Origin of the sequence: Photobacterium sp. Alg240-V54 (assembly GCF_900537155.1) — a bacterium.
Lineage (GTDB): Bacteria > Pseudomonadota > Gammaproteobacteria > Enterobacterales > Vibrionaceae > Photobacterium.
This window is the reverse complement of the sequence record NZ_UNRL01000001.1, coordinates 1130795-1153648: the sequence shown is the minus strand read 5'-3', so window position 1 is coordinate 1153648 and position 22854 is coordinate 1130795. Positions and strand designations below refer to the sequence as shown.

Annotated in this window: 20 protein-coding genes; 12 read left to right on the top strand and 8 right to left on the bottom strand. The window is 36.5% G+C overall.

Going from position 1 to position 22854, the window contains the following annotated elements; genetic code table 11:
* Nucleotides 1-1260 precede the first annotated feature (1260 nt).
* The 5 genes from G6R09_RS04995 to G6R09_RS04975 all read left to right on the top strand — a co-directional run bounded on the left by G6R09_RS04995 (nucleotide 1261) and on the right by G6R09_RS04975 (nucleotide 6760).
* Complete coding sequence (locus G6R09_RS04995) at nucleotides 1261-2475, top strand: AAA family ATPase (protein WP_060996853.1); 1215 nt, start codon at nucleotides 1261-1263, stop codon at nucleotides 2473-2475.
* Between the two features lie 7 nt (nucleotides 2476-2482).
* Nucleotides 2483-3457, top strand: coding sequence for a ParB/RepB/Spo0J family partition protein (locus G6R09_RS04990; RefSeq protein WP_065168048.1), 975 nt, complete (start codon nucleotides 2483-2485; stop codon nucleotides 3455-3457).
* 102 nt (nucleotides 3458-3559) lie between these two features.
* A complete protein-coding gene (locus G6R09_RS04985) occupies nucleotides 3560-5689 on the top strand; it encodes a tRNA(Met) cytidine acetyltransferase TmcA (RefSeq protein WP_163920842.1) in 2130 nt (709 codons plus the stop codon).
* Between the two features lie 11 nt (nucleotides 5690-5700).
* The gene (locus tag G6R09_RS04980; RefSeq protein ID WP_163920839.1) at nucleotides 5701-6447 is read left to right on the top strand and encodes a phosphatase; all 747 of its coding nucleotides are present in this window, start codon (nucleotides 5701-5703) and stop codon (nucleotides 6445-6447) included.
* Between the two features lie 67 nt (nucleotides 6448-6514).
* On the top strand, nucleotides 6515-6760 hold the full coding sequence (locus G6R09_RS04975) for a hypothetical protein (RefSeq protein WP_163920836.1): 246 nt from the start codon (nucleotides 6515-6517) through the stop codon (nucleotides 6758-6760).
* 244 nt (nucleotides 6761-7004) lie between these two features.
* Here the strand turns inward: G6R09_RS04975 and G6R09_RS04970 are convergent, their stop codons facing one another.
* Nucleotides 7005-8948, bottom strand: a complete 1944-nt coding sequence (locus tag G6R09_RS04970; RefSeq protein WP_163920833.1) for an EAL domain-containing protein — start codon at nucleotides 8946-8948, stop codon at nucleotides 7005-7007.
* A 264-nt stretch (nucleotides 8949-9212) separates the two neighbouring features.
* Here G6R09_RS04970 and pdxH point away from each other — a divergent pair, with 264 nt between their 5' ends.
* A complete protein-coding gene (pdxH, locus tag G6R09_RS04965) occupies nucleotides 9213-9851 on the top strand; it encodes a pyridoxamine 5'-phosphate oxidase (RefSeq protein WP_163920830.1) in 639 nt (212 codons plus the stop codon).
* A 39-nt stretch (nucleotides 9852-9890) separates the two neighbouring features.
* On the opposite strand, the gene G6R09_RS04960 is transcribed toward pdxH, so the two are convergent.
* On the bottom strand, nucleotides 9891-10601 hold the full coding sequence (locus G6R09_RS04960; RefSeq protein ID WP_065167218.1) for a helix-turn-helix transcriptional regulator: 711 nt from the start codon (nucleotides 10599-10601) through the stop codon (nucleotides 9891-9893).
* 369 nt (nucleotides 10602-10970) lie between these two features.
* A complete protein-coding gene (locus G6R09_RS04955; protein ID WP_065167217.1) occupies nucleotides 10971-11423 on the bottom strand; it encodes a YhbP family protein in 453 nt (150 codons plus the stop codon).
* Nucleotides 11424-11933: 510 nt separating this feature from the next.
* On the opposite strand from G6R09_RS04955, the gene G6R09_RS04950 reads away from it, so the two are divergent.
* The gene (locus G6R09_RS04950; RefSeq protein ID WP_163920827.1) at nucleotides 11934-12320 is read left to right on the top strand and encodes a DUF11 domain-containing protein; all 387 of its coding nucleotides are present in this window, start codon (nucleotides 11934-11936) and stop codon (nucleotides 12318-12320) included.
* Between the two features lie 96 nt (nucleotides 12321-12416).
* Here the strand turns inward: G6R09_RS04950 and G6R09_RS04945 are convergent, their stop codons facing one another.
* Entirely contained in the window at nucleotides 12417-12677 is a 261-nt protein-coding gene (locus G6R09_RS04945) for a DUF333 domain-containing protein (RefSeq protein ID WP_065167215.1), read from the bottom strand.
* A gap of 216 nt (nucleotides 12678-12893) precedes the next feature.
* Entirely contained in the window at nucleotides 12894-13376 is a 483-nt protein-coding gene (locus G6R09_RS04940) for a hypothetical protein (protein WP_065167214.1), read from the bottom strand.
* Nucleotides 13377-13447: 71 nt separating this feature from the next.
* Between G6R09_RS04940 and G6R09_RS04935 the strand changes: the two genes are divergently transcribed.
* From G6R09_RS04935 to G6R09_RS04920, 4 genes are all read left to right on the top strand, one after another.
* A complete protein-coding gene (locus G6R09_RS04935; RefSeq protein ID WP_065167213.1) occupies nucleotides 13448-14125 on the top strand; it encodes a CatB-related O-acetyltransferase in 678 nt (225 codons plus the stop codon).
* A gap of 489 nt (nucleotides 14126-14614) precedes the next feature.
* Nucleotides 14615-15814 carry an acetate/propionate family kinase gene (locus G6R09_RS04930; RefSeq protein ID WP_163920824.1) on the top strand — a complete coding sequence of 400 codons (1200 nt, stop codon included), beginning with the start codon at nucleotides 14615-14617 and terminating at the stop codon, nucleotides 15812-15814.
* Nucleotides 15815-16072: 258 nt separating this feature from the next.
* Entirely contained in the window at nucleotides 16073-17548 is a 1476-nt protein-coding gene (locus G6R09_RS04925; protein ID WP_163920821.1) for a C69 family dipeptidase, read from the top strand.
* Between the two features lie 175 nt (nucleotides 17549-17723).
* Nucleotides 17724-17912: a hypothetical protein gene (locus G6R09_RS04920; RefSeq protein ID WP_065167210.1), complete on the top strand. Its 189-nt coding sequence runs from the start codon at nucleotides 17724-17726 to the stop codon at nucleotides 17910-17912.
* Between the two features lie 102 nt (nucleotides 17913-18014).
* Here the strand turns inward: G6R09_RS04920 and G6R09_RS04915 are convergent, their stop codons facing one another.
* Both G6R09_RS04915 and feoB read right to left on the bottom strand, forming a co-directional pair.
* The gene (locus tag G6R09_RS04915; RefSeq protein WP_163920818.1) at nucleotides 18015-18266 is read right to left on the bottom strand and encodes a FeoC-like transcriptional regulator; all 252 of its coding nucleotides are present in this window, start codon (nucleotides 18264-18266) and stop codon (nucleotides 18015-18017) included.
* Nucleotides 18267-20597 carry a Fe(2+) transporter permease subunit FeoB gene (gene feoB / locus G6R09_RS04910; RefSeq protein WP_065167208.1) on the bottom strand — a complete coding sequence of 777 codons (2331 nt, stop codon included), beginning with the start codon at nucleotides 20595-20597 and terminating at the stop codon, nucleotides 18267-18269. It abuts the gene before it with no gap.
* Nucleotides 20598-21177: 580 nt separating this feature from the next.
* Here feoB and G6R09_RS04905 point away from each other — a divergent pair.
* Complete coding sequence (locus G6R09_RS04905; protein WP_065167207.1) at nucleotides 21178-21381, top strand: hypothetical protein; 204 nt, start codon at nucleotides 21178-21180, stop codon at nucleotides 21379-21381.
* A 137-nt stretch (nucleotides 21382-21518) separates the two neighbouring features.
* On the opposite strand, the gene G6R09_RS04900 is transcribed toward G6R09_RS04905, so the two are convergent.
* The gene (locus tag G6R09_RS04900) at nucleotides 21519-22853 is read right to left on the bottom strand and encodes a DUF1501 domain-containing protein (RefSeq protein WP_163920816.1); all 1335 of its coding nucleotides are present in this window, start codon (nucleotides 22851-22853) and stop codon (nucleotides 21519-21521) included.
* Between the last annotated feature and the right edge of the window lies 1 nt (nucleotide 22854).

The window sequence follows — 22854 nt, the reverse complement described above, 5'->3', positions numbered from 1 at the left end:
ACTGATCTTTATGATTAAATCTGATCTTATTGATTATATGATCTAATGATCAGGTGATTTTTTTAATCTTAACTTATTGTTTATAATGTTATTTATTTTATGGTGTATTGGAACGATGATCAATGTAAATCCAGAAGCATGATCATATGGTGCTTGAAAGCATGATCATCATCACGCTGGAAAGATGATCATTACTAACGTGAAAACATGATCATAATAAATATGAAAGCATGATCATCAGTCGTAATCACCTTTTCCACAATGTTATCCACAAGCTGATTAAATATCAGATTATTTAAGGCCTCCTGAGCGGCTATTTTTGTGTTAACTGCGCTTTTTAGTGCTGGAAAGATGATCACCATTGCGTATTTTCAAGTTTTAAGTCGTTATCTGATGCTCAACTACCTACTCGACAACGGATTTTAAGTTGAATTGACACTTAATTGAAATGACATTCGACGTAAAAAGCTGACCAAACATCATCAATCCGTTGTGGGATCAATGATCATCACTGATTCAGTGTATTTCAATCTCACTCTAATACTTCAATCTTATGCTAATTTTATTATTTTAACGTTATCTTTATAGGCTCTAACCCCTTATTGAATCAGCACTCTCCGTAGTTCTTCTTATATTTTACATGCTTCCGTAAGGTTTACTCTCGATGGCTGATCTGGATTACTGCTCTTGATCATTTTTCCGTTATTAATGTGACCAAAATACACTGTAAATAATGGTTTTTTAATGATTAGTAGTGCTTGATCATCGTTTCATATTTAGTTGATTTTCTATGGAACTATGATCAAGTACCTAGTGTTTTTTTTAAAGACTATAGCCCTAATTTCAGATTGTTTTTTAGATAGTTAGCCGTAATTTGCCATTTTAGTCTGATTTGCTAATGAAATTGAGTTATTTCATTAGCATTACGCTATTATGGGGGAGAAACATATTTTTGATGTTGAAATGACATATCCCGTAAACTATCCCTTATTTTTCATTGTTCCGATAAAAATAGCCTATATTCTGATTTACATTGTAAACTTGTGACAGTGTAACACTTTTATAAAAATGTTTTTTAGGGGTAATTAGTAAGATAATAAAGTCAGATTTAAGTCTAAAAAATATGAAATTTTATGCTTTTTGCATTAAATCATGTTTTTATGTGAGAATAATATCACATAGTTTTGTTCAGCTTTTTATTGTTTATGTCGTTATTTATTGTACAATATATTCAGTCAATCATCATGGCATAGAGTAATAATGAATAGGGAACAGACGATACAAAATTTGCTCAATATTGCAGAGCAAACTAAACAAGTACAAGCTGATCGTATTGAAATTGTTTTAGAAGAGCGTCGCGACGAGGTTTTTCCACCAATGTCAAAAGCTTTAATGGAAACACGTTCAGGCTTAACACGTCGAAAGTTGGATGATGCTATTTCACGGATGGAGGCAACAGGCCATCAATTTACTAAAAATAAAGCGAACCATTATTCAATAACGCTTGAAGAAGCTCACCAATTAATGGTTTCAGCTAAAAAACCTGCCTTTTATGAGCGAGAAGGTGCTGGACGTAAACCTTGGGTTGTGAATGTTCAGAACCAAAAAGGGGGCACTGGAAAATCAATGACAGCAGTGCATATTGCTGCTTGTTTGGCGTTAGATTTAGATAAACGTTACCGAATTTGCCTTATTGATCTTGATCCTCAAGGATCATTACGTTTATTTCTTAACCCTTTGATCAGTATTGGCAAGCAAGAAACTATCTATTCAGCAGTTGATGTCATGTTAGATAACGTGCCAGAAGGCGTACTAACAGACAAACATTTTGTAATGGATAATGTGGTGATGCCAACCCAATATCCTAACCTTAAAACAATTGCAGCTTTTCCAGAAGATGCGATGTTCAACGCTGATGCATGGCAAGATCTTGCTGTAAATCAAGACCTTGATATTGTTCGATTGCTAAAAGAGAAAGTGATAGATCCTATCGCTGATGAGTTCGATATCATCATGATTGATACCGGTCCTCATATCGATCCTTTAGTGTGGAATGCGATGTATGCGTCTAATGCGTTAATTATTCCATGTGCTGCAAAGCGTCTAGACTGGGCATCAACAGTTAACTTTTTCCAACATTTACCGACTGTTTATGAGATGTTCCCTGAAGATTGGCATGGATTAGAGTTTATTCGTTTAATGCCAACTATGTTTGAAGATGATAATAAAAAGCAGGTTTCTGTATTAACGGAGATGAATTACTTGCTACGTGAGCAAGTAATGATGGCAACTGTGCCACGTAGTCGTGCTTTTGAAACCTGTGCAGATACCTATAGCACTGTTTTTGATCTTACTGCAGCTGAATTTGAAGGGGGTAAAAAGACTCTTTCAACAGCTCAGGAAGCGATTCAGCGGGTTGGTTTAGAGTTAGAACGTGTTATGCACAGCCACTGGGCAAACTTGAACGAGGAGTAATTGACAGATGGCAATTAAAACTACAGATCTTAACGCACGTTTATTTGGTAAAGCTGATAAACGTCGCGCTACTAACGTTACAGAAGCACAAACTGCAGCGCGTGATAAAGCTGCAGTTATTGAATTAGCTGTTGCGGGTGAAGATACTGTTGCGTTTGAACTAGTAAAAGTAAATGCAGATGATGTTAGTACTCAAACCATCGTTTTTGCTGAAAATGCCCGTGAGCAAGCTTTCCTAAATGAGCATGCTCTAGCTGATATTTTGGTGACGTTAAAAGACCGTGGTCAGCAATATCCGGCTGTAGGTCGTTGGCTTGATGATGGTCGTATTGAAGTATTAGACGGTAGCCGCCGTCGTATGTCTTGTATTATTGCTCATAAAGATTTTCTAATTTATGTAGCAAAGGGCATTAATACCGAACACGCTAAGTTTCTATCTGATGTTGCAAATGCGCACAAACCTTTATCACTGTTTGAACGTGGTAAAGAAATGCAGTCACTATTAGATTCTGGAAAAGTAGCGGATCAGAAAGAGCTTGCGAAGTACTTACAATGCAGTGAAGCTTTGGTGAGTGGTGCATTAAAAGCGGCAAGTTTACCGATGGAATTACTGATGGCTTATCCTAGCGTTGGTGAGCTTGGTCGTCCAACAATTGTTAAACTTCATCGTATTTTCTTTGGCTTAAACCATGAGCAGCAACAGCATATGATTGCTGACTTAAGTGGTGAAAATGCGTCATTATGGAAAACAATTAATGCGCAAGGTATTAGTCGTATTACTCGTGAAGTGACAGGAAAATTAGAGCAATTAGGGGAGCAATTACATCCTAAAGCTGTGGTTGAGAAGCCGACTTCACAAGATCTCATTAAAGGTAAAGTTTCTTATACTCGTGATGGTGACAAGTTACAGCTTAAACTTAAAAAGATGAGTGATCGTCAGATCAGTGATGTACTTGCTTATTTAAATGATTATCTAAAGTAATTGTCGATTTTACTTAATATAAACCACGCTATTATGCGTGGTTTTTTTGTGCCTGTTGGAGCTGTGTTATGATCGGTTTGTCATTTATTTTTGGATCTATTTATGTCGATGCAGCTAGAGTCATTATTTGCTCAACTTCAGCAGCAGCTATCACAATATTTTTGTCGTCAATTAGTGGTATTAGAAGGTGATATTGAATGGGCAGCAGCCAGTGCAACGACGATTGGAAACTACTTTCCACAACGTTTATGGGCCGGTGATAATGCGCCAATGTCTTTTATTCCATCCTCGTTTAAACAGTCTAAGCAGTGGCTTGGACAAGAGTTTGATTTGGTGGTTATCAATGCCCTTAATGGTATTAATGCTGATACCTTAGGTGCACTCTCTGGCACGATAAGGGGAGGTGGCTTGTGTATTATTATTGCGCCACCAACATGGCGATTACACCATACCACAGCACCATTTTATCAGCGCTTAGGGCGATTGTTTTTAGAGTCTGAAGTGATGCTGATTCAGCAATCTCAACCGTTGCCTCTTTCTTGTTTAACGGCAGTTTTTGATGATATAACGCCACCAATAATATTTACGGATACCAATACTCAGCGTGGTTGTTTGAGTCGTGGTCAATGCGAAGCTGTGGATGCCATCATTAAAGTAATGACAGGGCATCGTAAACGACCATTAGTGTTATCTGCCGATCGTGGTCGTGGTAAGTCGGCAGCGTTAGGTATTGCCGCCGCTGAATTATTGCTTACTCGCAAAATCAATATTGCGGTAACAGCACCTTCATTTGCTTGTGCTGAAACGGTGTTTAAACATGCTAAGTTGCGCTTGCAGATAACCCATCAAACCCATCCTCATCAATTAAATATAGAGTCGAGCCGACTCGAGTTTGTCGCTGCCGATAAGATTGTTAATGATGCTTCCAATTACGATTTTATTATTGTTGATGAAGCTGCCGCTATTCCTGCATCTACATTAACCGATCTCCTTGGACGTCATAATCGTTTAGTTTTTGCGACCACAATTCATGGCTATGAAGGCACAGGTCGCGGTTTTGAAATTAAGTTTAAGCAGCGATTAACCGAGAAAATGCCGCAATGGCGAAGCTATCATTTGGAACAACCAATAAGATGGGCTGCTGGTGATCCATTAGAAGCTTGGATTTTTAAAAGCTTATTACTGACAGCGCAAGCTCCTGATTGCGGTCAACGTGATATTAACTCTGCTGTTATCGCTATTGATTATTCGATGTTAGACCCTGCACGACTCGCGAATGATGAAGTGTTGTTGAATCAACTTTTTGGTTTATTAGTGAATGCGCATTACCAAACTTCTCCTAACGATATTCAGCAATTGTTGGACGATCCCAATTTATCTGTTGTTGTTGCATTACAAACTGGCGTTATTATTGGCTGTTGTGTGGTATCGAAAGAAGGAGGCTTTGATGCACAATTAGCTAAGTTAGTGATGCAAGGCAAGCGACGTCCACAGGGACATTTGTTAGCGCAATCTTTAGCGGCACATCTTGGCTATTCAGTCGCGGCAGAGCAGCATAGTTATCGTATATTGCGCATTGCTGTTGCAGATGGTTTTCAGCAGCAAGGTATTGGTACTCAACTTGTGAATGCGGTATTAGATCAGGCATGCAATAACGGCATTGATTATGTCGGCACTAGTTTCGGTGCTGTTAGTGAGCTTGTAGATTTTTGGTCTCAGTGTTTATTCCATCCATTGCGATTAGGAATAACAAAAGATGTTGCCAGTGGCCACCATTCTTTATTGTGTGTTAAGCCATTATCAACTGCCGCGCAATCATGGTTTGATGATGCCCAATCTTTGTTTAGCGCTTCTTTTTGTTGTCAGCGAGTTGAACAATTTAGCCAATTAGATAGCCAATTATTTTTTAAATTATATACAGCAAATGTTCAGCAGCCACTAAATTACGGGTTATCGCAACAGCAAATCAATCATCAATTGAATACTTATATCGGTGGTGGTCTTGGTTATGACATCGTGGTCGCGAGTCTTGAAAGTTGGTTATCACAGTTTTTACTATGCGATGATTGTTGTTGGGATGACGATTTAGGGTTTGCGATTGCAAAAATTTTACAGAAACAATCTTGGTCAGAGGTGGTTGAACGTTATCATTTATCGAGTCGAAAGTTAGCCCAGCAACATTTACGTGATGTTGTTGCTCGCTATTATTCTTTATCTTCTTCAGTTCACTAGAGGTTTACGTTATGCAGATTCAAGTTGATACTCATACCCACACATTATCAAGTGGCCATGCTTACAGTACAATAATTGAAAACTCTCAAGCAGCGGCGGCGAAGGGGTTAAAAATGTTTTGTAATACTGACCATGCATCCTTAATGCCTGGCGCGCCTCATTTTTGGTATTTTGCGAATCAACGAGTATTGCCGCGTTTTCTAAATGGTGTGGCAGTATTACGTGGCGTTGAAGCGAACATCGTTAACACTGATGGTGACGTTGATTTAGATAAGACGGTATTAGCTAAATTAGATTGGGTGATTGCGAGTTTGCATGAGCCAGTATTTAAACCGATGACTGCTAAAGAGCATACTGAGGCGTTGATTAATACCATTAAATCTGGGGTTGTTGATGCGATTGGGCATCCTGGAAATCCTAATTATGATTTCGATTTTGAAAAAGTGATCCGCATTGCTGCTGAACACAACGTATTAGTTGAAATCAATAATTCATCATTAGGACGCTCTCGTGTTGGTAGTGCACCAAGATGTGAAGAGATTGCGATGATGGCTAAAGAAGTAGGGGCTAGAATTACAACGGGTTCAGATGCACACTTTGCTGCTGATGTTGGTAACTTTTCTAGTATTCAGACTTTATTAGCGCATGTTAATTTTCCTCAAGAATTGATTGCGACTCAACATCCTCAAACCTTGTTAGACTTTTTAACTGAGCGTGGAAAATCCGTTGCCGAGCAATATCAAAGTCACCAGTGGTAGTTCGCTAGTATTTCAGTTTACACTGTAAACTGACTATAACTTATATTTACAGTGTAAATTAGAGAGCTTGATTTACACTGTAAATAAGCCAAACACCACAGCCAAACACCACAGCCAAACACCACAGCCAAACACCACAGCCAAACACCACAGCCAAACACCACAGCCAAACACCACAGCCAAACACCACAGCCAAACACCACAGCCAAACACCACAGCCAAACACCACAGCCAAACACCACAGCTAAACWCCACAGCTAAACTCCACAGCCAAACACCACAGCCAAACATTACAGCCAAACACTACAGCTAAACATTACAGCCAAACATTACAGCCAAACATTACAGCTAAACAATAAGTTGTAATTAAGGAAATAGCAGAAAGGTACCATATGCATGCTATTGCTTATATTGGTTTGGTTTACAGTGTAAATGAAAGAAGCAAACAAAAGCTGATAATTTGTTTTGATATTTACACTGTAAATCAGATTCAAAAAAAACTCTATTTACACTGTAAATAGAGTTTAATATTATTTTTAATTTACACTGTAAATAGATTAAGCGGGTTGTGGTTGTTTCTCTGTAATGAATCCTTGATAGCCACCGACGAAGAGTTCAGACAGTCGTTCTAATTGAGTTGCTGTTTCGACACGTGTTGCTATTACTTTTATATTAAGGCTATGTGCTGTTCTACAGATTGATGAAAGTACCGTTGACTTGGTCTGGTCATTGAGTTGGTGAGTATAGACATAGTCAATTTTTACATAATTAGGTTGGAGTTCTTTTAGATAAGTTAAAGATTGAAAGTTTCGACCATAATTATCAATACCGAAGCCAAAATCATATTTTCGAATGATTGAGCATAAAATACCAGTTGCATCTGTGTGTCTAATACAGCTAATTTCTTGGATTTCAAAAAAGAGTCGAGAGCTTAAAAGCGCATTTTTTTGAAGTAGGTTATCTAACCAACGGATAAAGCTTGGATCATTAATACAACTATTAGTGATATTAATAGCAAAGGGACCACTTGTTCTATCTGCATTTAATTTATTAATAATCGCGACAATGACATGACGATCAAACCAACTACCTATTTTAAGATCTTCTATTGCTCCTAAAAACATTCCAGCAGAATAGTAGTTATTATTTTTCTTAATTGCGGTAAACACTTCATAATGATAGTTAGCACCATTTGAAAGTGTTGCAGGCTGAAATTTATAGACAAATAAATCTTCACTTATTGCTTCCTCAAGTAAAGATTTCCATTGCTGTTTTCCTAGTGTTGTTTGGTTATTTATATCTTTGATGATTGCAACTGCGTCATGAGGCATTATCTTCGCTTGAGTCAATGCATTATCTAACTGGGTTAATATTTGACTTGGCGTACTTTTGTTTTCATTAAAAACTAATCCAATAGCAACATTGTTATTAAGTGTTGTAGTATCAGTGTTTAAATCATTAAAAACATTTACTAATGATTTACTACAAAGTTGTAGTTTTTCGACTGAAATATTTGGAATGAGTATTGCGAACTCATCTTTTGAAAGACGAGCAAGTGTTACATCATTAAAGATAAGCACTTCATTTAGCCGTGTTGCAATTGTTTTTACTAATTCATCACCTTCTTTAAACCCTTCATTTTGGTAACACTCATTGATTAAATCAGTCTGAATTAATCCTAAGCCACCTTTATGTGATTCGTTTAGCCATGAGCTAAGTTGATGAATAAAGAAACTGCGATTTCCTAAACCAGAGATGGTATCAAGGTAAGCTTGCTGTCTTAGTTTCATTGCTTCATCAGCTTGGTTTTTAAAATTGGCATCTAGTTGAGCACAAATTTTATTAAATGCTCTCACAATAATGGCTAAATCAGATTCATTAGGTATTGATAGCGGAGCCTGGTTTAAATTATCAATAGTGCGAGCACGTGTTGTGAGACGAGCTAATGATGAAAAGTTATTACGACAAATAAAATAAACCAATAAACTCGATATAATCACAATCAATAGATTGGTTAATACTGTTCGAGTACTGATTTGCCATAATTGTTGGTAATTAACTACAGGCTGAACAGTTATCGTTAATAAACCTAATGATTTATTATTGTGTTCGATGATGCGTTGCTCTGTATGAGAGGGGATGTTAAGTAGTTTCTGAAACCAAGTTGGAGTATGAGTCATTGGTATTACATTATCTTGACGAATAAGCTGACTATAATCAGCTGCGGTAATATTTATTTGGCTATAAGTTGTGCCTGAAAATAAGTGATTGGTGATTGTAAATAATTCTTGCTCTTGAATATTAGACAGCATAGGAGCATTTAGCTTTGTAAGAGCTTGAGGTAGTATAACTAAAGCACGATTAATATCTGTTTGTGACGTTACGATATGTTGATGTTTTAATGTTGAATAACTTGAATAAATTTGTTGTACAGATGCTGCGCTAACAATAGCGCAAACTAATACAGTTATACTGATAACTTGGCGTTTGAAAAGAGTCATAATTTAAGCACCAAAAAAATTAAGGGCAGCATTCAAGGAATAGCTTTTGATAAAGAGATGCTGAAAATGGAGATGTCTGATTGCTATAATTTATCAAACCTAGACTATATGCAGTTGATTGTTTCTCAATAAAAGTTGTGTTTCGATAAATGCGTCTATTTCTTTATGCAACAATTAACTGTTTGCATAAAGGAAGTGTTTTTTATTCAGTTATACATCATGAATAGATGTTAATTATAAATATTTAGGAGTAGGAGATAGAAGATGGACTTGACTGATATTCGCCGAGAATATACTAAAGGTGGTTTACGTCGTGATGATTTACCCAAAGAGCCTTTAGTATTATTTAATAAATGGTTACAACAAGCAGTTGATGCCAAGTTACCTGATCCAACAGCGATGACGATTGCTACAGTCAATGCTGACGGCCAACCTTTTCAGCGAATTGTTTTATTAAAAGACTTAGATGATGATGGTTTTATTTTTTATACTAATTTAGGCAGTCGTAAAGCTGAACAATTGAATATAAATAATAAAATTAGTTTACATTTTCCATGGCATATACTTGAACGACAGGTACATGTGACAGGACATGTTGAGCAATTATCAACACTTGAAGTTATGAAGTATTTTTCAAGTCGTCCCAAAGAAAGTCAGATAGCGGCTTGGGCAAGTAAACAAAGCTCACGACTTTCTGCCCGTCAGGCACTTGAAGGGAAATTCTTTGAATTAAAGCAAAAGTTTTCTGCCGGTGAAGTGCCTCTTCCTAGTTTTTGGGGGGGCTACCGAGTGAAATTTGATTCGATTGAATTTTGGCAAGGGGGAAAACATCGTTTACATGATCGTTTTATTTATTTACGAAATGATGATAATCAGTGGAATATTGAGCGTTTAGCGCCATAAATATTAATTAGCAGAGTAGCGATACTCTGCTAATTTCAATTAGAATTCCTTCAATACAATTGATTGTTGGGTTTTCAACATACTTTCAGGAATATGAGAACCAAAGCCTGCATCTAAGGCTACTTCAATCAATTCACCTTTTGAATTAGCATCAAATTTTTCTCTTAATCGAACCACGTAATTTTCAACAGTTTTGACTGCTAGTTGTAATGTTTTCGATATATATTGTGGTTTTTTTCCATAAAGAAGCAGGAATAATACTTCAGATTCTCGAGTATTGAGAGAAATAGTTCGTGATTGATTAAGATTATTTTTGTCTTTATCTTGTTGTGTTGCTGTATCACTACGGCAAATCCAATGTCCTATTTCAAGCAAAGAAGTATTTTTTAACTCGATACCGGAAAAGAGAGTACCAATAATTTTATTATTAGCATTTCTTAATGCTGTTTTGGTAAATAAATGTGCTCGCCAGAAGCCATCTGCGTACGGATGAATATCAAGTATACGTAATTGCTTCTCTGATTCTATTACTTGCAAATCTTGCTGCTGAAATATTTTTGCATATTTTTTGCTTAAATAAGGCATATCAAAATCAGTTAATCCAATACACTCTTGAGGACTCTTTAAACCAATAATTTTTGAATATTCCTCATTAACATAAACAAAAGCTGAGTTTAAATCCTTACAACCCCAACAGCCGGGTAATTGATTTAGTATATCGAATGAGGGATAACTACCATTATTGTTCATTTTTTATGAGCTTTATATCTTTTATTAATTATTATTTTTGCTAATTCTAATGAGTTTATTAGTGCGGGTAAATATATATAACATGTAATGCTCATTTTATAAGCTAAAAATAATTGAATAAAAAAAAGCCGACCTTATAGATCGGCAAAAACAAGACGTTGACTCCTAAGAGTATAATCCTGTACGACGTGTAGAAGAGGTAATCGTTAAGTATTGTTATTGAAATAGATATATTACAATAACCCTTAGCGATAATTATTAATATTATACCTTATTAGGTAGCATATTAATGCTGCAACTATATCTAAGCCGTAGATAACAAAATAGGGGGGAAATCACCTATTGACATTGTGGGCTATGTATAGTTATTCAGTGTTTGGTGTCTTTTTTTATATGCTTATCTTGACGCCAAAACAATTTTTTACCAAAACCTAGGCTATTATCTGTCATTTTTATCATGAGCAGTTCTATTTCCCAAATCGGGGCTGTAATAAATTTGGCGCTAGGAAATTTATAATAATAATTCGTATTCGCTATTTCAGCTTCTTTATTTGTAAGTTTTTTTATTTTACCTTTAAATTGTATCCCTTTAATGTCACTTATATTTTCAGGCTGAGGAGCTATGGTGCCTACAATATTCTTATTAAGCATCATTAACTGGCTGTGATGACTATTTTCACTTGTCATAATGAATAAAGACATTTTTTTTGGGTTAAAAGAATAATAACAGCTCGCACACCATAAGTCGGTATCGAAATTAGCGCATAACGTTAATAAATGATTTTGTTTTAAAAAGTCACTTATATGTTTTATCTCATTCAAGAGGTACCTCTAGCTAATAACTCAAATATTGTATAAGCATAAAGCAACATTTTAGAATTTAAAGTCATTATAAAAAATGAATCGTTATGAGATGTCTTTAATTAGTAAGCAACAATATCGTAAATAGCAAAGATGGAAAAATCATAGGAACGATGATCAAGGTAATGATCTGTTTTTTATTTATGCTCAGGATATATCTACCTAACATTTTGTTTATTTGGGGATTTTATTTTGTAAATTGGATGACAAGCTAATTAATTTTAGTTTTATAGCCATTTTTTATTAATTAATGCATGGTTTAGTACGACTGTAACGATTGATATGACATTAGCCGTAAATAAATTAGACTTGATCATCGTTCCGAGGTTTTGGTGATCATATATTTCTTAAAAATAAGACAATGAATAATAAATGAAACAATAAAATCATAAGTAATAAAATTATTATTAATTAAACTGTAGAGATATAGGCTAGGTTATGTTATTTATTATACGTGGTTTTTTGTTTTATATGTTTTTAATATCAGTTAGTTATGAGTCAATTGGCTCAGGGGTGACATTTACTAATACCGTTACTAATATCACACAAGGTAGTGAGGCATCAACATCGCTAGAGGGCCGACCGGGTGATATAATCGAATATAATATTGATCTATTTAATGGCACCGATGATGCTATTTCAAATATTCAATTAGTTAGTGCTGTACCTCCGTTTACGGCTTTAGCTACTGTTATCAATTGTAATAATAGCGACTTACCTTCAACGCTAAGTTGTGATGTCAGAACACCTGATGGTGTGAATCGAGTCGGATATCAAGGTACGATTAAGTGGCAATTAGCTGGTAAGCTAGGTGCTGGTCACCAAGCCAAAGTACGTTACCAAGTTATTATTAAATAATGATTTTTAGATGAAATTGTCATACAAAAACGAGCATACAAAGAAGGGGGGAGATCTTCGTATACCCGTTATATATTTGAGCTTATATGATTAATATCAGTAAACGATTGGTGCGTTATTCTCTGGATTACAGCTACCACGTTTAAAGGCCCAAGCATCACACTGGCTGCCATTATCAAATTGACATACGCCAGCTTGGCTACCATCTTTATTGGTAATAATCTTGTGGGTGCCGCCATGCTGTAGACAATAATCAGCAGCAGGATTCGACATATTAGCTGTACCTGGTACCGGTAATGTTTTACATCCGGTCATGATTGCAACTGTACCTAGGGCGATCAGTAAGATTTTTTTCATTTATCTTCCTTTGCGATTATCGTCAGTGGTGATGCTGAGCGCATCTTTTAGTGGGAGTACAATTTTCTAAAAAATAGGACTCGCTAACAACTGTACGTATTATGAGCATTTATTTGTCTGTAAATGTCAGTTAAATGCAAAAAAAGTTTAATTTTAAAATTCATTTAGATGTGTTTGTTATAAGTATTTGCTTTTGCTGTTGTTTTTAATGTAAGTTTAGTTGCACTTTTTATTATGTGCTTTGCTATGTTTATTAACAAAACGCTGCAATATTTGCAGACTTTCTGTTGAACCTGCCTGTTCTGCCAATAGAAAATCATAAATTGTATTCTCATGATCTGCAACGAGCATATATAAAGCTTGATGTTGTTGGGCATCATCGGCTTGCTGCTGATAGCGTTGTTGGTAAGGCGCAACCCACGTAACCATAGTATCAATCAAAGTAGGCCAAGGTAGGTGCAACCATTTATTTGCATCGGTAATGCCTTTTTGCGCCATTTCTGCATCATAATCAGGACATTCCATTCCTAATGGCTGTAAAGCTAATTTTAGTTTTTGGGCTGTTATTAGTTCAATTTCTAATAAAGCGTGCCATTTGTTGTTATGGCTACGGTCACTATACTGTTCAACAAAGGTTGTAAAAAAACTAATGCCATAAAGTTCGCCTAGATAGGCATTATATAAATTATCGAGTTTCATTGAGGGATCCAAAGTCATTAATATTATAATAGTCTGTTTTATTGTGAATATGAGTATAAAGGAGAATTGTAATGGGGTTGAGTATTTTTCCGTCTTGGATTGGTGGTTATGAAATTAAGCAGCATATTACCAATCCTAACATAGAGGTAGGGGATTACAGCTATTACTCTGGCTATTATCATCAACATCACTTTGAAGATCAGTGTGTGCATTATCTATTGGGGGATAAATCGACCAATGAGGTGTGGCAATCAGGTATTTTCGGTGAGGTTGATAAACTGATTATTGGGCGTTTTTGTTCTATCGCTAGCGGTGTAGTGATCATGATGGCGGGTAATCAAGGCCATCGACATGATTGGATTTCATCATTTCCTTTTGATTTTTCAGAATTTGGTGATGGTGTAAAAAGTGGTTTTGAACGTGCGGGAGATACCGTCATTGGTAATGATGTTTGGCTTGGTGCTGAGTGCGTGATTATGCCTGGGGTTACCATTGGTGATGGTGCTGTTATTGGTACACGAGCGGTGATCACTAAAGATGTTGAACCGTATTCAATTGTGGTAGGAAACCCTGGCAGATGTGTAAAAAAACGCTTTGCTGCGCACCATATTGAGCAATTATTGGAGATGGCATGGTGGGATTGGTCGACGTCACAACTAAAAGCGGCCATGGCTATTATGTGTAGTGCTGATATTGATAGCCTGTATGACTACTATCAAGCAATGGATAGTTCATCTACAGATGAATAATTTAAATATATATTAAATTAAAGAGAATTTGTTTGTGAGCGGTAATGTTTTCTTACCATTTAGTATTCGCTGCAAGAATGCATAACTGATAAAATTATTTTTAATGTGCCTATTTTATTTTTTTATTGAAATTTAGTTATCAAAAGCGCTGTTTTTTTAATCTTTTTGGTGAGTAAATCATTCAATGTTGTTTGTGAAAGCTTAAAATCTAGAAAAATTTCATACCTCAAACTCAACTTAATTTGATCAAATGGTGCGGATTTATGCGAATTAAATCGATTTTTAGTCTTAAAATTGATCTAAACCAGTAAATTTTAAATTTTTAAGTGGTTTTTGAAACAAAAGTTGAGACTTTAAAAAAAAATTGAGTAATATGATTGGCACGTACTTACTGAGTTGAATGAATATCACGCATTGAACTGAGTAAATCCGAAACTGGATGTTGTTATAAATCCGAAATTCGCCCTTAAAAATTCTGATGAGATAACCATGAGCAATTCTTTAGTTCTCGTAATCAATTCTGGTAGTTCTTCACTTAAATTTGCATTGATTGATACTGTAACCGGTGAAGCTACGTTAAGTGGTCTTGGTGAGTGTTTTAATCTCCCTGAAGCTGTCGTTAGCTGGAAAGTTAACGGTGAAAAACAAGAATTTAAACTTACAGGCCTTGACGGTCATCATCAACAAGCGATTGATCGTATCGTTGCATTGGTTGATGAGCTTGGTATGAAAGACAGTATCGTGACTATTGGTCACCGTGTTGTACATGGCGGTACTAAGTTTAATTCAACCGTACGTGTTGATGAGCAAGTTATGGCAGATATTGAAGCGTTGAGTGATTTAGCTCCGCTACATAATCCAGCTCACGTGTTAGGTATGCGTGCTGCTGCTAAAGCGTTTCCAACGTTGCAACAATTTGCTGTGTTTGATACTGCTTTTCATCAAACAATGCCTGAAAAAGCATATACTTATGCTATTTCTAAAGAAGTTAGCGAGCAATATAATATTCGTCGTTACGGCGCACACGGCACTAGCCACTATTATGTTACGCGTGAAGCAGCAAAAAGAATTAATAAACCTGTTGAAGCATCAAGCTTTATTTCAGTTCACCTTGGTAATGGCGCATCTGTTTGTGTGGTTAAAAATGGTGAGAGTATTGATACTTCAATGGGGTTCACCCCACTTGCTGGTCTAATGATGGGCACTCGCTGTGGTGATATTGATCCAAGTATTCTTGAATATTTATTAAAGAAAGGTTGGACGCCTGAGCGTTTACATAAGGAACTTGTTAGTAATTCTGGTTTCTTAGGTATTTCAGGTTTAACCAGTGATTGTCGTGGCATCATTGAAGCGATGGAAGCTGGTAATCATGATGCTAAACTTGCTTTTGAAGTATTTAGTTACCGTGCAGCTAAATATATTGCTTCTTATATGGTCGCATTAGATGAATTAGACGGTATCATCTTTACTGGTGGTATTGGTGAAAATTCATTACCGGTACGTAGTGAAATTATGCGTCTACTGAAAATCTTTGGTTACCGTGAAGATGTTGCAGGTAATGAAGCTGCTCGTTTTGGTGCTGAAGGTGTTATCAGCCAAGCTGACACACCACTAGCGATGGTTATTCCAACCAATGAAGAATTTGTTATAGCTCAACAATCAATGGCTCTGCTAAACGCTGAGGCGTAGTTGTCATTGTTACCTTAGCTCGAACGCTTAGGTAAATTGTGAGTTAGAATAGCGTCAAATAATTAACGGCTTTGAGCACATGTTCAAAGCCGTTTTTTTATTTTAAATTTAATGGTGGTATGTCCATTTTTGCGATACTTGATCAATATAGATTGGGGGGACGGTTTGATTGGTCGTGCAATGGTGTGATATGTATCACAAAATAGATTTGATTTTCACCGTATACCTTTAAAGATACTGTTATTTAAAAGGTGGTTTATGATGAAAGGATATTATTCTGATACTAATGGTGAGCAATCTGAAATAGCAGCAAGCGCTTGTACGACGATTCTTGTCGGTAATCAAGTGACTGTTGATGGATCGTTTATCATTGCTCGTAATGAAGATCACCAAGCGATCAATGCTAAACGGTTTAACTTTCATCCTGCAGAAGCGGTACAATCAAATGATTTTCATTCGATTGGGGCAATGGGAAACGATTTTAGTTATCCTGCGGCAATAAATGCGCTTCAATATACCTCTAATTCTGACTTTGATACTGATGGTACTAGCTTTGGTGCGGCTGGATTTAATTCCGTAGGCGTTGGTATAACTGCTACAGAAACAATCTTTAATAATGCTCAAGTGTTGGCTATTGATCCTTATGTCACAACAACCGGTATTGGTGAAGATGCGATTGTTAATGTTATCCTACCTCGAGTGCATAGTGCTCAAGAAGGCGTAGCTTTGCTAGGGCATATTATTGAAACTCAAGGTACTGCTGAAGGTTTTGGGGTTGCGTTTGTTGATAAAGAGGGAATTTGGTACTTAGAAACCGGAAGTGGTCATCATTGGATGGCTGCTAAGATCCCTGCGGATAAATATTTTGTATCTGCCAATCAAGGTCGATTAGTTGATTATGTTGCTGATCATCCTGATTTTATGGCTTCAAAGGGTTTAATTGAATTTGCCCAACAGCACCAATTACCTTCAGCGGAAAATAGTGAGAGCTTTAATTTTCATCGAGCTTATTCACAAGACGTTGAGCATGATAAAACCTATAACTATCCTCGTGTGTGGACATTGCAACATCTTTATACTGATGGACTTACGACCCAAATTGATCAAGGTGAATCATTTCCGGTTTACTTAACCCCTAAACATAAACTTAGTGTCCATGATGTGATGCAAGGCTTACGCAATCACTATCAAGCTACACCTCATGATCCTTACACCCACAGTAATCCTAATGAGCCTTATCGTCCCATTGCTGTATTTCGTACTGAACATTCGCATGTATTGCAGTTACGCTCACAGTTACCTACTGCCATTGGTGAAGTACAATATATCGCTTATGGCATGACAGCTTTAAGTGTATATCTACCGTTTTATCAAGGAATGACTTCAGTACCTGAAGCATTAATGCTTGGTGATAATAAGGCTGATAACCACTCGGCATATTGGAAATTTCGCAAATTACAAACCTTAGCAATGATGGACTGGAATCAGTTCTCGCCAATAGTGCAGCAGGCTTATCACGATTTTGAACAACAAACAGCCCATAAACAGACGTTGATGGAAGCACAATACATGACATTACATGTGGCTCAGCCAGAACAAGCTGTGGCACTAATTAATGCTTTTGAACATGAAATGTTAGCACTAGCGTTAGCGTTGACAGAAGATTTAACCAATGCATTGTTTACTCGATTAACGATGGATACCGATAAGCTATACAATTTTTCTGGTGCCTAAACGAGGTGAAAAACACAGCAACAAATGCGTTACATTTGGTTAACTTGAAAGTGTGTTTTTGGTATCCTATTTGTTAATGCAATGTTGATCTGTGTATCGTTTTTGATATCTAGCATTATAAGAAATAAAAAAACTAAGACATGATGAAGACTATACAAATTTGCAAGGATTGCTTATGTATACTCAAGTTACTGTTTTAAATATAGGATATGGTCATCATCAATCAGTCAATAAAACGGATGAATTGGATATGATGATGAACATCTCAAATGAAGAATTATCACTATTTTTGTTAGAGCATTATGATGATGGTAACTTTGCTCAAGCTCATAAGCATTATAAAAAACAACAAAGTAGTATTTAATCACCGACTAAAACTGCCATATCTATAAAAAAAGGCCGCTATTTATCAGAAATAGTGGTCTTTTTTATATCCATCATAATAACGCTAAGTCTTTACATTACGTTAGAGATTAGCAATGTTTATCTGTTCATCACGCCAGCGGAAAATAATATCTTGTGAGTTAGTCTGACAGCCATGGCATGCTTGATTACAGTTTTTTGTGGCTTCACAACGCTCAATGTTGCCTCTTTTTATTAGATCATCGAGTAAGACTAATAACCATTGCGGATCACTGTTAAATATGCGGCTCAGCTGAGCTAAAGAGATGACTCTAGCTGTGCGTACTGCATTGCGAACGTTGATTAAGCTAACCATTTAATGACAGCCTCCATTTTTATGTTGAGCTGGTATTGTTGGCATCGATAGTTGCCAATCCACTCGTTGGCTCAAATAACGGATTCCGATAATAAAGCTCATCAGTAGTGAGCACGCAAATATTAACCAACCAATGGTAGCAACTGGGTGTGCTGCATATGTGGCGACTTGATAAAAACTAATCGCCAATGCATAGGCAACAGCAATCCCCCAAAATGTTGAGAACCATGCCCAGTTGCGGCCTATTTCTTTTGCAATAACACCGATAGTTGATACACACGGTACATACAATAAAACAAAGATTAAATAAGCGTAGGCACCTACCATCGAGCCAAATTGATTATGCATTTGTCCCATTGCAGTGGTGTTCATTGTACCGTCGGCTTCACTGGCTTTAATTGGATTTTTAAAGGTTGTTAATGAGAAACTATTTTCAACGCCATTAACAGTATCTTGCCATGCCGTTTTTAATTCACTCAGTAGGTTGAATGACTGTGAGTCATCAGCAACGCTCTGATTTGCTAATTCAGCACTATAGAGAGTATTGAGTGTACCAACAACAACCTCTTTTGCTAAAAATCCGGTAAGCAAACCCACACTTGCGGGCCAATTTTGTTGGTTGACACCCAATGGTGATAATACAGGTGTTACCCAACGACCAATATCAGATAATGCTGAATCTTGTTGTTGGCCAGGCTCAATAACTCGTCCTGAGAATGTAACGCTATTAAGTGCCATAACAATCATACAAATGGGAATAATAAGTCGACACGCTTTAACTAAAAAGCCTCGCAGGCGGCTCCAGCTGTGGATCAGTGTTGTTTTAAGACTTGGCACATGATAAGTCGGTAGTTCCATGATAAAAGGAGATGCTTCACCAGTTAATAATGTTTTCTTTAATATAAAACCAGTCAATACAGCGACTAAAATACCAAGTAGATAAAGTGAGAACACAATCAAGCTGCCCATACCCTGAAAAAAGGCAGCTGAAAAAACGCCAAAAATGGCGAGTCGCGCACCACAAGACATAAAGGGCGCCATCATTGAGGTTAGAATGCGATCTCTTGGCGTTTCAAGTGTGCGTGAGGCCATAATTGATGGAATATTACAGCCAAATCCAACAATCAAAGGTACAAACGATTTACCGGGTAAGCCTATCGCTTGCATTAAACGGTCGATAACAAACGCTGCTCGAGCCATATAGCCACTGTCTTCTAATACTGACAGATATAAGAACATTAGCCCTATTTGTGGAATAAAAGGCATGACGGTGTTTATACCGCCACCAAGGCCTTGAGATAAAATAGCACCTAACCAGGTTGGTAGACCAAGGTATTGACATAACCAAGCAGTGCCATGAATAAATATTGCTGCCGAGCCCTCATCAAAAATAGGTTGTAGTCCGCCGCCAATGTTAATTGCAAACCAAAACATCAAATACATAACCAATAAGAAAATCGGTAGTCCGAGATAGCGATTAAGCACTATTGCGTCAATCCATTGGGTTAACTTATGCTGAGTGGCTTGGTGATGGGATGTTGATTGAGCAATGAGATCGGCAACGGTTTGATAGCGAGCATCGGCAATCAGCAAATCGGCATGTTCATTAAATATTTGATAAAGCGTATTTTGATAATGGCTAACACGATCTGGAATATGGGTATTTAGCACATGGCGCTGTGCAGAGATATCGGATTCGAGTAACCTCAAAGCAAGCCATTGTTTGTTGCTGTCTGCAATTACTGTCTCGGGAATATCGGTGCTTAATTGGGTGATAACATTGCGTAATTGTGGCGGAAAATGGGTTTGAAATGAAGAACGTTGTGGTGTGATGAGTTGCTTTTCGATCGCTACTTTTAATGATTCTATACCTTTATTTTTATTCGCGATTAAGCACACAACTGGGCAACCTAATTGTTGCGATAGCTTTTCTGCATCAATGACAATATTTTTTTGACGGGCAATGTCGAGCATATTAAGCACGACTAGGCAGGGGACATTCATTTCAAGTAATTGCAGTGTTAAGTACAAATTACGTTCAATATTGGCAGCATCAACAATGTTGACCACAAGATCTGCTTCACCACTTAAAATATAGTCGCATCCAATTTGTTCATCGACAGATCCTTGTTCGTCAAATGAGCTCATTGAATAAATGCCAGGTAAATCAACAACAGTTATTGTTTGGTTATGGAATTGATATAGCCCTTCTTTTTTATCAACGGTTACGCCGGCCCAATTACCTGTTCGCTGTTTAGCTCCAGTTAAGGTATTAAATAATGTGGTTTTACCACTGTTAGGGTTACCCAATAAGGCAATGCTATTTGCCATTATTATTCTCCGAACATAATATTGTCATTAAAAGAGTACTAATAGAAAGATAATAAAAAGTATATTAGTGTGATTAACAATATATTTTATTTTAAACGGGAATAGATATCAATTACATTTGTATTGAGTTTTATAGTAATAGTTAAATAATGCTTAACCAGTAGGTCTTTATTTATTATTAAATCTGTTTTTTTAGAAGTAATTATTACCACTTACTAATAATGGTTTTTTATATATTAAATATGGTTTTAATTTGGTGGGTTTTTATTATTATTACAAACATTAATAATAGAAATTATCATATCAGCGAGAAATTTATTTGACTCAAATAGTATTGGTTAATAAATGGGGAGTAGTTACAGTAGTGTTAGCTATTTTATTGACTGTAACCAGTTACCTTAAGCCGATACGATAACGTGAAATGTGATTTTTTGATTTAAATGATACATAATTGACTCAATTGTTGTCTTTTGTGGTTATGTTTGTGATGTAGTTAATATTTACTAACAGTTATTTGCTTCTTAAAAGTATTGATCTGGTTTATTATTACTGTGTTTATAATCAGTATGTGAAATGTTTTATGTGGTTTGAAAGCAAAAAAACAACAACGGTAATGGATAAAGATAAATTGATTTCTGAAATTCATGATCTTGTTTTAAAACAATATAGTCAACATGATATAAAGCTAATAAAAAACATAACATCAAAAGGTAGTATTGAGCTGCATTTTGCTGTTGCTGGTGAAGATGTACTTCAGATGAGTATTGAATCATCTAATGTTTAATTGTTTATTTATTACAAAAATCAGCCATAAATATTATGGCTGATTATATTTAATTAATAACAATATTGTTCTTTTCATTACTCTTCTATCATAAGATGTCAAAATAACGAATGTAATCAGTTCTTCATTTATCGTAATTAAATAAATTCAATATACGGTGAATCAAAATTATTTAAGTTAGGAAAGATGGACAATATTTGTGCTTCTGATAGACCTAACCAACGACACAGTGAGGCGTTAACCTGATCTGCGGCAATGGTTGGTATAATACGACCATTATTATAATTATGTTGGCTATTGGTAGTTAATTGCGGCCAATCACCATAAACATTATTACCTCGAACTGCGCCTCCAGTAACAATTTGATGACCAGCCCAGCCATGATCGGTGCCACTGGCATTGGCTTGTAAGCGACGACCAAAATCAGACATTGTGATACAGGTTACTTGATCATTAAGACCACTATCTATCATATCAGCATTAAAAGTACTTAATGCATCACTGACTTGTTGGAGGAGTTGTGGATGGATTTTCTTTTGATCCTTATGGGTATCAAAACCTCCGAGACCAACAAAAAATACCTGTCGTTGCTGATGCATATCATCGCGCGCTTTAATTAAGCGACTGACCATTTCTAGCTGCTCTGCTAGATCAGTTTGGGGGTAGGTATAATGACTAGGGTGGTTAGCAAGAATCTTTTTTATGGCTTCATTTTCTGAAAGGTTATGCGACATTGCACTGGCGTAGTTGCGCATATAAATATTGTCATATTGACGTTGAGTAAAGTGAGAAAAATAAGCATCAAGGCGTAGATCGTCATTCCAGGCTGAATATTTACCAGCACCTTTACCATTAATAACTGTTTGCTGAGAATTTTTATTGCGCAGTAATTTTTGACCTTGGTTTACCGAAATGAGTGGTGATAGGCTGCCTGTTGCACCGAGCATGTCCATCATTCTTCCTGCCCAACCGTAGGCATTTCCTAAATTATCAGTACCTAATTGCCACAAGTCTTGCTGCTGGTTATGTGCCATTAGAAATTGTGGCAATTTAACCTTGGCATTACTGATATCATCACGAGTTGTTGGTTGAATCAATTGACCTGAATTTATAATTGCTGTTGCATTACCTGACTCAAATAACGGTAATAATGAAGACATATTATTATCAATACTGAGCGGTACACCATTAGTCGTGGTTAAATTTAATGGGCTTAGTTGAGTTTCTGGTAAGCTCATTTTAGGTCTAGCGGCTTTATAATCTTGGTAGGCATCAGATCCTGGTGTTGGAACGATCATATTGTAGGCATCGTTACCACCAAGCAGAAACACGCACACTAAGGCTTTATTGGCATTGTCTGGTGATTGCAAATCGTCACTTGGCACTAGTGATGAGGCAAAAGAAGATGCAGATAGTGTTGTTGCACTTACAACTGCACTGGTTTTTAAAAAACGTCGACGTGATAATTTCATC

Coding starts and splice junctions, on each gene's coding strand:
- G6R09_RS04945 (WP_065167215.1), bottom strand. CDS start 12,677: ATGAAAAAAATCTTACTGATCGCCCTAGGTACAGTTGCAATCATGACC.
- G6R09_RS04985 (WP_163920842.1), top strand. CDS start 3,560: ATGTCGATGCAGCTAGAGTCATTATTTGCTCAACTTCAGCAGCAGCTA.
- G6R09_RS04995 (WP_060996853.1), top strand. CDS start 1,261: ATGAATAGGGAACAGACGATACAAAATTTGCTCAATATTGCAGAGCAA.
- G6R09_RS04925 (WP_163920821.1), top strand. CDS start 16,073: ATGATGAAAGGATATTATTCTGATACTAATGGTGAGCAATCTGAAATA.
- G6R09_RS04990 (WP_065168048.1), top strand. CDS start 2,483: ATGGCAATTAAAACTACAGATCTTAACGCACGTTTATTTGGTAAAGCT.
- G6R09_RS04950 (WP_163920827.1), top strand. CDS start 11,934: ATGTTTTTAATATCAGTTAGTTATGAGTCAATTGGCTCAGGGGTGACA.
- G6R09_RS04905 (WP_065167207.1), top strand. CDS start 21,178: ATGTGGTTTGAAAGCAAAAAAACAACAACGGTAATGGATAAAGATAAA.
- G6R09_RS04940 (WP_065167214.1), bottom strand. CDS start 13,376: ATGAAACTCGATAATTTATATAATGCCTATCTAGGCGAACTTTATGGC.
- pdxH (WP_163920830.1), top strand. CDS start 9,213: ATGGACTTGACTGATATTCGCCGAGAATATACTAAAGGTGGTTTACGT.
- G6R09_RS04920 (WP_065167210.1), top strand. CDS start 17,724: ATGTATACTCAAGTTACTGTTTTAAATATAGGATATGGTCATCATCAA.
- G6R09_RS04960 (WP_065167218.1), bottom strand. CDS start 10,601: ATGAACAATAATGGTAGTTATCCCTCATTCGATATACTAAATCAATTA.
- feoB (WP_065167208.1), bottom strand. CDS start 20,597: ATGGCAAATAGCATTGCCTTATTGGGTAACCCTAACAGTGGTAAAACC.
- G6R09_RS04970 (WP_163920833.1), bottom strand. CDS start 8,948: ATGACTCTTTTCAAACGCCAAGTTATCAGTATAACTGTATTAGTTTGC.
- G6R09_RS04930 (WP_163920824.1), top strand. CDS start 14,615: ATGAGCAATTCTTTAGTTCTCGTAATCAATTCTGGTAGTTCTTCACTT.
- G6R09_RS04915 (WP_163920818.1), bottom strand. CDS start 18,266: ATGGTTAGCTTAATCAACGTTCGCAATGCAGTACGCACAGCTAGAGTC.
- G6R09_RS04935 (WP_065167213.1), top strand. CDS start 13,448: ATGGGGTTGAGTATTTTTCCGTCTTGGATTGGTGGTTATGAAATTAAG.
- G6R09_RS04900 (WP_163920816.1), bottom strand. CDS start 22,853: ATGAAATTATCACGTCGACGTTTTTTAAAAACCAGTGCAGTTGTAAGT.
- G6R09_RS04980 (WP_163920839.1), top strand. CDS start 5,701: ATGCAGATTCAAGTTGATACTCATACCCACACATTATCAAGTGGCCAT.